9 protein-coding genes are annotated in these 11,939 nt (G+C 65.8%); 4 read left to right on the top strand and 5 right to left on the bottom strand.

Annotated elements, in window-relative coordinates; genetic code table 11:
* Positions 1-86 precede the first annotated feature (86 nt).
* Positions 87-2,870, top strand: coding sequence for a hypothetical protein (locus VT84_RS25100; RefSeq protein WP_082841420.1), 2,784 nt, complete (start codon positions 87-89; stop codon positions 2,868-2,870).
* 126 nt (positions 2,871-2,996) lie between these two features.
* Here the strand turns inward: VT84_RS25100 and VT84_RS25095 are convergent, their stop codons facing one another.
* Positions 2,997-3,515, bottom strand: a complete 519-nt coding sequence (locus VT84_RS25095; protein ID WP_162271846.1) for a DUF4129 domain-containing protein — start codon at positions 3,513-3,515, stop codon at positions 2,997-2,999.
* Between the two features lie 8 nt (positions 3,516-3,523).
* Positions 3,524-4,873 carry a hypothetical protein gene (locus VT84_RS39730; RefSeq protein WP_162271845.1) on the bottom strand — a complete coding sequence of 450 codons (1,350 nt, stop codon included), beginning with the start codon at positions 4,871-4,873 and terminating at the stop codon, positions 3,524-3,526.
* Between the two features lie 220 nt (positions 4,874-5,093).
* On the opposite strand from VT84_RS39730, the gene VT84_RS25090 reads away from it, so the two are divergent.
* Positions 5,094-7,916 (top strand): PSD1 and planctomycete cytochrome C domain-containing protein, encoded by a 2,823-nt coding sequence (locus VT84_RS25090; RefSeq protein WP_162271844.1) that lies wholly within the window; start codon positions 5,094-5,096, stop codon positions 7,914-7,916.
* Positions 7,917-8,146: 230 nt separating this feature from the next.
* On the opposite strand, the gene VT84_RS25085 is transcribed toward VT84_RS25090, so the two are convergent.
* The 3 genes from VT84_RS25085 to VT84_RS25075 all read right to left on the bottom strand — a co-directional run bounded on the left by VT84_RS25085 (position 8,147) and on the right by VT84_RS25075 (position 10,123).
* Positions 8,147-8,326 (bottom strand): hypothetical protein, encoded by a 180-nt coding sequence (locus tag VT84_RS25085; protein ID WP_052560286.1) that lies wholly within the window; start codon positions 8,324-8,326, stop codon positions 8,147-8,149.
* A 69-nt stretch (positions 8,327-8,395) separates the two neighbouring features.
* A complete protein-coding gene (locus tag VT84_RS25080; RefSeq protein WP_157469806.1) occupies positions 8,396-9,010 on the bottom strand; it encodes an ankyrin repeat domain-containing protein in 615 nt (204 codons plus the stop codon).
* Between the two features lie 150 nt (positions 9,011-9,160).
* Positions 9,161-10,123, bottom strand: coding sequence for an acetamidase/formamidase family protein (locus VT84_RS25075; protein WP_052560288.1), 963 nt, complete (start codon positions 10,121-10,123; stop codon positions 9,161-9,163).
* A 552-nt stretch (positions 10,124-10,675) separates the two neighbouring features.
* On the opposite strand from VT84_RS25075, the gene VT84_RS25070 reads away from it, so the two are divergent.
* Together VT84_RS25070 and VT84_RS25065 are read left to right on the top strand one after the other, a co-directional pair.
* Positions 10,676-11,512 carry a MauE/DoxX family redox-associated membrane protein gene (locus tag VT84_RS25070; RefSeq protein WP_082841415.1) on the top strand — a complete coding sequence of 279 codons (837 nt, stop codon included), beginning with the start codon at positions 10,676-10,678 and terminating at the stop codon, positions 11,510-11,512.
* Positions 11,513-11,581: 69 nt separating this feature from the next.
* Positions 11,582-11,824, top strand: coding sequence for a hypothetical protein (locus tag VT84_RS25065; protein ID WP_052560290.1), 243 nt, complete (start codon positions 11,582-11,584; stop codon positions 11,822-11,824).
* Positions 11,825-11,939 lie beyond the last annotated feature (115 nt).

Raw genomic sequence — 11,939 nt, 5'->3', positions numbered from 1 at the left:
AAAACGATATCGGCACTTTTTCGCACGCTCATGTGCGCTCGGCTCACAAACCGAACACGAACTGTCTTCCAGCGAAGTGAGTACCCATGATCCGCGCCATCGTGTGGAAGGAGTTCCGCGAGCAGTGGGTGATCGGCCTCACGCTGATCGTGTTGGGCGGCGGGTTGCTCGTCGGGGCCGCGCAGTTGGGCGATCCGCCGTCGTCGGGGGCGTCGGCGCTCGACGTGGTTCGATCACTCGGATTGGGGCGATTGGCCACGCTCATGCTCGTGGTGACGTCGGGGATGGTTTGCGGGGGCGCGCTGTTCGCGGCCGAGCGCGAGGCGGGGACGATGACGTTCCTGGAGGTGCTCCCGGCCGCGCGGTGGGCGCTGTGGCGGACGAAACTCGTGGCCGGGTTCGCCCTGGCACTGGTTCAGACCTGCGTGGTTTTGGTTCTCGCGGCGGCGCTGGGGTTAGCCGATCTCTCGTTCGCCGGGCGGCTCGTGATGTACGGGCTGCTGGCGTTCGCGTGGGGGGCGCTCGGGTCCACGCTGGCCCGGACCACGCTCGGTTCGGTCGGGATCGCGATCCCGGCCGCGACGATCGCGACGTTCGTGTTCCTCGTGCCGATCTGCCTCGCGTTCGCGCCGCGGGGATCGAACTTCCCGCGGCCGATCGGCTGGGTGGCGTTCGAGGTACTCATGCTGCTGACGCCGCTGATCGTGTCCGGCCGGGCGTTCACCGCGCCCGACCGCGCCCGGGCGACGCGCCGCGGGCACTCGACATCAACCACGCGCGCGCTCGTGTGGCTGTGCACGCGGCAGCTCCGGGTGGTCGCCCCCGTTCTGTCCGCGTTCGCGCTCGCGTTCGGGTTCATGTTCCTGATGCCCGAAGTGCGGGCCGTGTTCGTTTGGCCGCCCGTGGCGCTCGTCGCCGGGGTGCTGGCGGGCGTTACCGCGTTCGGCGACGAACAGGCGCACCGGATCGCTCCCTTTTGGGCCGAGGGGCGGCTCCCGCTCGGGCGCGTGTGGCGCGTGAAGATCGGGCTGCACCTGCTCCTGGTCCTCTGGTTGCTGTTCCTGGTGGCCCTCCCGTCCGTGGTTCGCACGCAGTTTGAATCGCACACGCGGTTCGGCCACGGGCGCGGGCCGTTCGCCATTATCTTCCACGAACGCTTGTTCGACGAGCTCGGACCGCAGGCGTGGAAGTACCTCCTGCTGCCGGCCGTGTACGGGTTCGCGACCGGGCACTTGTGCGGGCTGCTGTTCCGCAAGCTGGTCGTCGCGTGCGGGGTCGCGCTGATGGTCGGCGGGTGCCTGTCGGCGCTGTGGGGGCCGTCGCTGCTGGCGGGCGGCGTGCTGCACTGGCAGGTGTGGCTGCCGGCGGTTGTGTTGCTCGTCACCGCGCGACTGATTCTCCGGTCCTGGACGACGGACCGGGGCGTCCAGCACGGGCCGCTGTTGCGCTTGGTGGGCGGGATTAGCGCGGCGCTGCTCGCGTTCGCGGTCGGTATCGGGTACCGGGTGCTGGAAGTCCCGGACGACGCGAGCGGGGCCGCCGACATCGCGTTCGTTAACTCGCTCCCGGGGTTCGATGAGAACGTCGCGGGGCGCGAGTTCCGCGCCGCGGCCGAACGGTACGCGCGGGCGGCCGCGGCCGTCGCACCGGAGCCGGACCGTCAACCCGGGGGGCGCGGACGGCCACGGGTGGACGAGCGGCTGGAGATCGTGCTGCGCCAGGGGTGGCCGGCCCACGACGCGGAGCTGGCGTCGTGGTTGGACCACGTGTTTTTGGACCCACATTTGACCGCGGACGAGGCGCCCTGGCCCGTGATGGCCGCGGGCGCGGCGGACAAGCCGGTTGGCGTGTTCGAGTCGCCCCAACTGGTCAACACCGCGGCGGCGACCGCGGCGAGTTTGGAAAACGCGCGCCGCATGGCCGTCACGCTGCTGGCCCGGGGGCTCCAGCGCCAGGCGGCCGGGGAACCTGGTGAGTTCCTGCCCGCGTTGCGCACCGTTATGGCCCTGGTCCGGAACCTGCGCCACGGGTCCGGGGTGCTGGCGCTCGTGGTCGGACTGGAGGTCGAGCGCATGGCCCTCCTCGCCGCGGACCGGTGGCTGGAGCGGTTCGCCGGACCCACCGAGCGGCTCCGCGAGGTGATCCGGGTGTTGGAAGAGGGGGACACGGGTGGCGACCTGGACGTGGAGCCGCACTACCTCGCGGACCGGTACGTGCTCCGCGAACAAATGCGAGTACCGGGCCAGTGGCTCGCGCCCCATCTGGTCACGGCGGGCGGGAGCGACGAACTGGCCGCGGCGGAAGCGGACCTGGTTTCGTTCGCGTGGACCGTACCGTGGGAGCGCGAGCGCACGCGCCGGTTGGTCGGCCTCGGGTTCGAGCAGGGGTTCCCGGGACCATCTTTACAGCACACGCTATTTTTAGTGGGGCGCCCGGGGGCCGGATTGTTCCTCGCCCGGAACCGGTCGATCGGGGACGTGGTCGAAACCGAGCGCTACCTCCGGGTGATGCGCCGGGTGGGGGCCATCAAGTTCGCGTGCCGCGCGCACCTGATGGATCGAAAGTCCACGCCCGCGACGCTGGCGGAACTCGTTGCCGGGGGCTACCTCCGTGCGGCGCCCGTCGATCCCTATTCCGACGGGCGCGCGTTCGGGTACCGAATTTCCCCGGGAGAAGAACTCCGTTCGTCGACTCAGCTCCGGGGCGGACCGGCCGACGATACGATGATTCGCACCGTGAGCGCGGGCCAGATCCTGGTGTGGAGCGTCGGGGCCGACCGGACCGATCAGGGCGGTCACGTCGCCCCCGGCGGCGTGCGCGCGGAAGACATCGTGTTCCTCGTGCCCATGCACGCGATCGAGTTCAAGTAAAGCGGAACAAAGCGGGAGGCGAAACGGCCGCAAATGAAGACGATGTGAACCCGCCCCACAAGAGGGCGCGAGCGGGCACACAAACAACGGCTCGATCTGTGGGTTTTTGTGGGCGGAGTTCGCCCCTCACACCCCGACACCCGCGCCGTGGACCAGTTCCTCCCACACTTCCTCCAGCACGACGAGCGCGTTGCCCGGGATCGGGAGCGTGGAGTACGCCATCCGCGTGTAGAGGTTCGCGAGTCGAGCGACTGATTCCGCGCGATCGGGAAACGCTTCTCCCACTCGGCGCGCGAACTCCAGCGCAGTTTCGGTCGGTTCGCGCCCCGCGTCGCGGTCCCAGGCCCACGCATCGAACGCTTCAAATGAGTACGCAATGAGTTCCGACGGGTCGCGCCCGTCCGCGGTGCCGTCGGCGAACGGGTTCGAGTACGCGCTGAAGGGCGGCGGGCGCACGGGCGCCAGTGGCCGGGCTTCGTCCGCGCGACTCTTGCGGACCGTGCTGGTCTTCTGACCGAACAGGTTGGCCCACCACGCGCGGATCGCTTCGAGCCAGCGCCGAGCCCACTCGGTGAACGGCGCGAGGTACTTCAGCACGCCGAAAAACAGCCCGAAGATGACTGCGAGAATAATCAGCGCGAACACGATCCATTTCACGCCCTTCGCGACTTGGGCCAGTACGCCACTGAGTTGCGAATCGGGCGGCGAGCTACTGTTCTGATTGCGGTCCCCGCCGTCCTCCTTCGCGTCCTCGGATTCGCGATCCGAACCGCCCCCGCGACTGTCGTCTTGATCCTTTGGAGCTTCGGACTCGTTCCCCGAACTCTTCCCTTTGCCCTTATCGTTCCCGCCGGACTGGTCGCCCTTCTTCCCGCTGCCGCCCTTGCCGTCCTGTCCCTTCCCCCCGATCCCTTATCGCCCTTGTTCCCACCACCGGGGTTCCCGCCCTTCCCACTCGCGGACCCGTTGCCGGCCTTGGTCTTGTTCCCCCCGCGGCCGTCCCCCTCGCCGGCCGAATCACCGAGTTGGGCGTACTTTGAAGCGTCGCGCTTGGCCTTCCCCGCGCGCTCGATGCCGAACCAGGGCACTTCGGAGTGCGGGCGCGGGAGGAACGCCCCGAACACCAAGAACACCACGATGAGTATCCCGCCCAGCCCGAGCCAGCTCGCGGTCATCGCGCCGGGCACTTTCGCCTTGCGCTGCCGCAAATAGCGCCGAACCCCCAGAAGACTCGTGGTCACGAGCAGCCCGAGCGCGCTCGCAATGTACACCGTCATTTGAACGAGCGTCGCCCACCGGCGCTTGTCGTCGTTGGAGTCAACGAGCGACTGCCCGAGCGCGAATAGCGGGAGTGCCGCGAGCGCGAAGTACAGCACCCACACGCCCGGAGTGTGACCCGTTTTGCGCTGCGATTCGCGGTGCGCCTTGTACTTCTCGATCCAGTCCCACAAGCGCGAATCGTGCTGCGCTTTCTTTTTCTTCCCGCGCCGCTTGCGCTCCGGTTTCGCTTTCGGTTGGGAGGCACCCCCGACCTCGCGGTCGGGGTTCGCCTTCTCGTCGTCCGCATCGAGGCCCGCCGCCGAGAGCAGCCCGCGCCCACTCGCTTCCGCCTTCTCGTCGATGTGCGTGCAGTCCCAGGTGAGTTTGTGCGCGCTCCACCAGACGAGGACGAGCAGCCCGAGGTTGACGAGCCAGCCCCAGGACTTGAGCCACCCACCGGGGTACTCGACGTATGAAAGCAGCGCGAGGTACGTGACGATCGCGAGCGCGACGCCATAAATCTTGGCGCGCCCGGCGTCGTACTGGATGGAAATGCGCGCGACGAGCACCGCGGCGAACACGAAGAAGAAGATCGTGTACAGCAGCCGGTCCGAGTACCGCCCCTCGTACAGCACTTCGATGAGGAAGAACACGAGGCTGCCGACCATGAGCATGACGAGCGCCGGGCTGAGCGCGGTCACGACGTAGTCGGCAACGGACGGCGATTCGCGTTCGGAGGCCATGCGAGTTTTCTATAAGTTGCCCGCGGCGCGCAACCGAATGCGCCGCAACCCATTCATGACGCTTCTCGCCTACTGCGGTTTCGCGGCTGCCCTGAAGCCGGAGACCGCGTTCCTCAAAACAACCCGAAACTGCCGCGCCCGGGTTGATCCCGCACCCCAAGTCGGGCAAGATAGAAGCACTCCTGCCCGCCTTCCGCTCATCGACCCGCGAGCCGGCCTCATGCGCATATCAATGTTCGCTGTTATCGCCTTATTGCCCCTCAGCGCAGTGGCTCGCGCCGCGGAACCGATCGACAACGATTACTTCGAGAAGAAAGTACGGCCGATTCTGGTCGCGAACTGCGTGAGCTGCCACGACGCGAAGAAGCAAAAGGGCGGTTTGCGGCTCGATACGAAAGCTGAGTTCGCCAAAGGTGGCGAGAGCGGCCCCGCCGTTACCCCCGGCGCCCCGGACAAGAGCCAGCTCGTCGCGGCCGTCGGCTACGCGGGCGAAGTCAAAATGCCCCCCAAGGGCAAGCTCTCGGACGGTGACATCGTGATCCTCACCGAATGGGTGAAGGGAGGCGCACCGTGGCCCAATGACGGCGCGGGAACGGGAACTGCCGGTGCGGGTGCGAAGTTCGACCTCCAGGCGCGGGCGAAGGCGCACTGGTCGTTCGGCGCGATCAAGCGGCCCCAACTGCCCCAAGTCGCGAACCCCAAAGCGCAAGTCACGAACGAAATCGACCGGTTCCTGCTCGCGAAACTCGACGCGGCCGGTCTCACGTTCGCGTCCCCGGCCGAAAAGCGCACGCTGTTGCGCCGGATCTACTTCGACCTGACCGGCCTTCCGCCGGCGCCCGCTGATATTGATGCGTTCCTCAAAGACGATTCGCCGAACGCTTACGAAAAGGTCGTCGAGAAGCTGCTCGCCTCGCCCCAATACGGCGAGCGCTGGGGCCGGCACTGGCTCGACCTCGTGCGCTACGCAGAAACGCAGGGCCACGAATTCGATTACGAGATCCCTGAAGCGTGGCGCTACCGCGACTACGTGATCCGCGCGTTCAACGCGGACGTGCCGTTCGACCAGTTCCTCACGGAGCAACTCGCGGGTGACCTGTTGCCCCCGCGACGCGGGAAGGACGGCACGAACGAAGCACTCGCCGCGACCGGGTTCTGGTGGCTCGGAGAAGCGAAGCACTCTCCCGTCGATTCGCGTGCCGAGTTCGCCGAGCGCATCGACAACCAGATTGATGTGCTCGGCAAAGCGGTGTTCGGGCTCACGATCAGTTGCGCCCGGTGCCACGACCACAAATTCGACCCGATCGCGACCAAGGACTACTACGCGCTGTTCGGGGTACTGAGCAGTTCGCGCTACAACCGCGCCGATGTGAGCGATCCCGCTTCCGCACTCAAGTTGCTCAACGAGCTAAAGACGGTTCGCGCAGAATTGGATCGTGTGCTAACGCCCGCGAAGCCCGCCGGGGCCAATGCTGCTCGCGCGGCGCAAGGAACGACCTGGCGCGAAAAGGCCGTCGAGTTCGAGCGCTTCGACGGCGAGTGGCACAAGCGCTGGTTCGCCGACGGGCTGGCGTTCCGCCCCGAAGCCGCTTCCGGGTTCCCGCACAGTGGCCTGGAAGCACGCAAACTCGTGGGTTCGCTGCGATCACCCACGTTCACCATCGATAAGCCCTACTTCGCGGTCCGCGTGGCGGGGCGCAGTGCCCGGGCGCGCCTCATTCTCAACGGCCTGCAACTCATCCAAGACCCGATCTACGGCGGCCTCGCGCAGTCGATCAACCACGGCGAAGAACTCCGCTGGATGGTGTTCGACCTCCGAATGTGGAAGGGGCAACCCGCGTACCTGGAGTTGCTCGACGACGGCCCAGGATGGGTCGCGGCCACGGAAGCGTGGTTCGCGGACGCCCCGCCCCCGAGCGAACTGGGCACGAAAGTGAAGTCCCCCGAGCATCCCGTTGGTGCGAGCGCGGAGGCGGACAAGCTCGTCACCCGTATCCGTGAACTCGAAGCGAAACTTCCCGACGCCCGGCGCGCCCCAGTGATGGCCGACGGCAACGGCATCAACGAGCACGTGTTCATCCGCGGGAGCCACAAGAACCTCGGCGCCGAGGCGCCGCGTGCCACGCTCGAAGCGTTCGGCAAGTCCGCGTTCACCAGTAGTGGGAGCGGGCGCCTCGAACTCGCTCGCACCATCACCGACTCATCGAACCCGCTCGTCGCGCGCGTGATCGTGAACCGGCTCTGGAAGCACCACTTCGGCGAGGGCATTGTTCGCAGCCCCGACGATTTCGGCATCCAGGGTCAGGCCCCCACGCACCCGGAACTCCTCGACTGGCTGGCGACCGAACTGGTCGCGAAGAAGTGGAGCCTGAAGTCGATGCACCGACTGATGGTACTCTCCACCGCGTACCGGCAGTCGAGCCGCGCGACCCCGGAACAGACCGCGAAGGCGGTCACGGCCGATCCGCAGAACAAGCTGCTCCACCGGCAAAACGTGAAGCGCCTGGAAGCCGAAGCGATCCGCGACAGCGTCCTCGCAGTCAGCGGGCGGCTCGATCCCAAGATGGAGGGCCAGGGCGCTCTCCCGTTCCTTACCGACCACCAGGTCGGGCGCGGGCGCCCGGGGTCCGGGCCGCTCGACGGCGACGGCCGGCGCAGCGTATACCTGCAAGTGCGCCGGAACTTCATCAACCCGATGTTTACCGCGTTCGACTACCCCACCCCGTTCACCGCGATCGGCCGGCGCACGGTGTCCAACGTCCCGGCCCAGGCGCTCGTGATGCTGAACAACCCGTTCGTGATCCAGCAGGCGGAACTGTGGGCGAAGCGCGTCCTCGCCGCGCCCGGCCAGAAGCCCGACGAGCGCGTGCGCCAGATGTACGTGACCGCGTTCGGGCGCGAACCCACGGTCGACGAGCGCACCAGTGCGGTCGCGTTCGTCACCGAGCAGTCCACGGAATACGGCAAGCCCGACCACCCGAAAGCCTGGGCCGACCTCGCCCACGTGCTACTCAACGCGAAAGAGTTCATCTTCGTGGAGTGAAGAAGAGAAATACAGCCACGGATGAACACAGAAAACACGGACCAAGACGGATCGCAGATCCTGTTTTGTTGAAGCCTTCTTAACCGTTAGCGGTCGAGAGCGTGAGACCGTGCCTCAACACTTGCGCGTGCGGCTCTCGTCGGAGCGCCAAGAAAGCCTCCGGGCAAGTGTCAACGAGCGGGTGCTTCCCGTGCCTGTTTACTTCCGCGCACTCAACGATCCACCGCGCTTTACTTCTTCGCGCGTTCGAGGCGCAGGAAGGTCGCGGCGTAAGCAAAATCCGGGAGCGGCCGCTCCTCGTTGAAGTGCGGGAAGCGCCCGCCCAGCAACAGGTGGTCGTCGTCGAAACTGTAAATGTACGCGACCGCGCCTTCCGCTGCTTCTCGTCGGTGTAGGTGAGCGTGAGGCACTTGGGCCGTACCGAGGTGTCCGCCGTGAACGTCCCCTCGGTCACGCGGTTGACCCGGAGCGTGTTGTCGTTAGCGCTCTCGGTTTGCCGGCTTAGCGCCTTTTGACAACAAGAACTTGGCGATCTCGTCGCGCTTACTTCCCCGGGCGATATCGAGCGGTGTGCGCGCTGGCACCGGCTCGGAAAATTCCGGTGCCACGTTGGGCGGACCCGACGGTATTCGTTGTGGTGGGAGGTATTGGGTGGCGGCGTTCACGTCGGCTCCTTTGTCGATGAGCAGGCGAACGACGTCCTCTTTTTCGGCGCTGACAGCGAAGTGAAGTGGGGTCCACCCCGAACCGCCGTCGGCCTGAATGTCGGCCCCTTTGTCGAGGAGCAGTTTGACGGTGGAGAGGTGGCCGCGCACCGCGGCGCGGTGGAGCAGCCCCCACGAGTCGCCGTGACTCGGTTTCCGATTCCCGACAAACTTGAGCCGCTCATTTACCCATTTGGGGTGCTTGTCGAGCATCGCGCGCAGGTGATCGACCTCGCCCCGCTCGGCGAACTGGTGCGTGGCGGCGATCAGTGCAACCTCATAGGGGTCGACTTCTACTACTCGTGGGTTTGCCTTCTGCCCGGGGGCCGGCGGCAATCGTGGAATAACCGGCTCCTGACCTTTGGCCCACGCACACGAAATCAGGACCACAGTCAAAACACATCTGAGCATTTGCGTCTACCGCTTGCAAAGGGGCCGAATGCGACATTCCGTCGCGCACTGTACCGACCGCGTCACGCAATTTCACCCGCAAACGGACCGCTGCCGACCGGCCGTTCGCCAATATTACCCGGCCCCGGATCACCCCAGATACTTCTTCGGGATCTCCGCGCCTGCGACGTATTGCAGCTTGGCGATCTTACACATCTGGTACACGTTGATGCGGAAGTCCGGGCACGTGCTGACGAGACAGTACGCATCGGTGGGCGTGAACCCGTACTCGGTGATGAGCCAGTCCATGAGGTGGAACGTGGCCGTTTCGACCGCGGACTCCAGCGGCTTGTCCGCGAACACGGACACGAGCGCGTCCGGCTTCTCGATCCGCACCCACGGCACGCGCTTCTGCTTCACCAGCTCCAGTTTCACGCGGACGGTCGCCTTCGTCTCGGCCGCGGTCCCGGTGAACTCGGTGTCGCCCTGGCTCGCGTGGACGTCGCCCAGGTAAAACAGCGCGCCGGGGTGGTACACGGGCACGAAGACGCGGTTGCCGACCGCCGCGTCGCGGATGTCGAGGTTCCCGCCCCACGGCCCCTGCCCGTCCAGGCTGGTCACCACCTCGCGGTCCGGGCACACCCCGAGCGTGCCCACGAAGGGCGTGATCGGCCACCGGATCTTGTCGCTGAAGTGCAGCGTGCCGTCGCGCGTGGTGCCGCTGGCGCCCGGGGTGTGCTTGAAAATCTTCGTCGTGTAGTCGCCGGACAGTTCCGGCCACCGGGTCGATTCGCCCAGCGGCCCGCGCCGCGGACCGATCGCGATCCATGAATAGTCATCGACCACGATGTCTTCGAGCGCGATAACGAGGGCGTCGCCGCGCTCCGCGCCCTCGAGGTACACCGGGCCGCCGACCGGGTTCGCGTGCGGCGGGGACCGGTCGAACCCCGGGCGCTTCCCGGGGATCGCCTTGTCCGCCGGCGACTTGAAGTACCCGGTGCTCGCGTCGTAGGTCTCGATCTCGAACGACTCGCCCGGGCGCACGCGCAACAGGGGCTCGTCGCGCCAGTCGAAGGCGTACTTCCGCGCTTGCTCGCGGGTGATCCGTTGCACGAGTGAAACTCCTGATAGTTGGTGCGAACTCGCCAGAAATTGCGGGAGTTCGGCACCGGTGTGTGCCTGTTGAGGGTCCGAAGCTCTCGCCGCGCGGTGCGGTGCAGGGCCACACCGCGCAAATCTGGATCGCTCCTGCCCTGGCAAAGCATAAGGCACTTCGGGGCGCCAAGCTCCTCCAATCCGGTGGTACTCGCGCCCCGAACGGCGCTCCGAGGTGAGGGAACCGAGAACGGGTAAGCGGGCACGTCCAATACGCTTCCGGTTCGCCTGATTTTTTCAAGCGTTCTCACGACGACAGTCGGCGAACGACGCCCAAAAACTGAAGAGCACCTGCAATTCCCCCAGGCAAATCAAGCGAATGAATACGCGCTGGTCCGGGGCGTAAAGTACGCGAGCTCCAGTGCCCATAACGTCACTATAAACATCATTTTATTGTAATCTGCCAAGACCATGATCCCGAGCGGGCTGCGAAAAATAATTCCGGCTGCCGCAAAATGCGGCGGAAAATTATTGACTCGAGATACACAACTATAGTAAAAACGTTTTTCAATGAGTGACTTAATCGCTAAGTCTTCTGAAGGCCAATCCTGGCTCTCGCGTTGCGCCGTGTGCCTCGTCGGGCTTTATTTTCTCGCGGCGGCCGCACTGAAGCTGTTCTCGGACGGGTCCGTATCGGCCGGGGAGATGGTGTACACGCCGGCGCTGCGGTTCCTCGCTGTGCAGGCCGAAATTGTTCTCGGAACGTGGCTGATTCTCGGGCGGTGGCGGCTCGCGGCGTTTATGTCGGCGTGCCTGCTACTCGCGATGTTCGCTCTGCTCAGCCTGTTCAGCTTCCTTCGCGGCCAGAGTAATTGTGGTTGCTTCGGGGATCTGAAGGTCCACCCCGGGATCACGGCAACGGTCAATCTCGTGGCCCTCGGGCTACTCGCTCTTTCCCGCCCGCAAATGAGATGGAAGGAGAACCGGGGGGCGGTTGTCGCTGTCGGCACGCTGGCCGCACTGACGGGCGGATTGGCTTGGGTCGCCAACGGCCCGGTCGGGAACACGCTGCTGGCCCGGTGGCAGGGACAGACAGTGGCGCTGCAATCGAGCGTCGTCGAGGCGGGAGAGGCAACGGAAGGTACGAGAAGACAGTTCCCGGTCGTGGTGACGAACCGCAGTTCGCGGGACGTGCGGATCATCGGCGGCAACGCGGATTGTACCTGCACGACGACGCGGAACCTGCCGGTGACGGTTCCGGCCTCCGGCGAGGTGACGGTTGAAATCGACCTGAAGTTCCGCGGAACCCCGGGTCGGTTCGAGCACCGCTTTGAACTCTTCACCGACGACAAGACGCACCCGAAACTTCGCGGGGTGATCGTCGGCCACGTGGCCGACGCGCCCTAACGAGCCGCGTCTCTGGTGGTTCCAGAGACAGTGTGTGCCGAACGCGCGGCACGAACGATGGAGAGCCCCATGCAACGGCTTCTGAACGTGGCCTCGAAGTCTTTGGCGGTCTTCGGTGTGCTGATGCTGATGTGGACCGCGAGCAACGTACAGTCGGCGCAGACGCCGATCGACGACCCGAGTACGTCACTCATCCCGTGCTACCCGGGTAGCGGTGAGGATAAGAAGTGCCACGGCTACATCTGCGTGCTCTACAACTGTCGCGACGAGTGGGCGACCGACGACAGCGGCGTCCGGGAGTGCTGCTACTGACGGCCCCGCTGTACCAACCACGGCCCCGTGCATTCTTTTGGTCCGATTTTCATGTGTTCGCACGGTAGTGGTCCGCAGCAAGCGCCAAAAAGTGAGATGGGAACGGCGATTTTTC

The sequence above is a fragment of the Gemmata sp. SH-PL17 genome, assembly GCF_001610855.1.
Lineage (GTDB): Bacteria > Planctomycetota > Planctomycetia > Gemmatales > Gemmataceae > Gemmata > Gemmata massiliana.
Note: the sequence above shows the minus strand (reverse complement) of the source record. Positions and strands in the feature narration are given on the sequence as shown.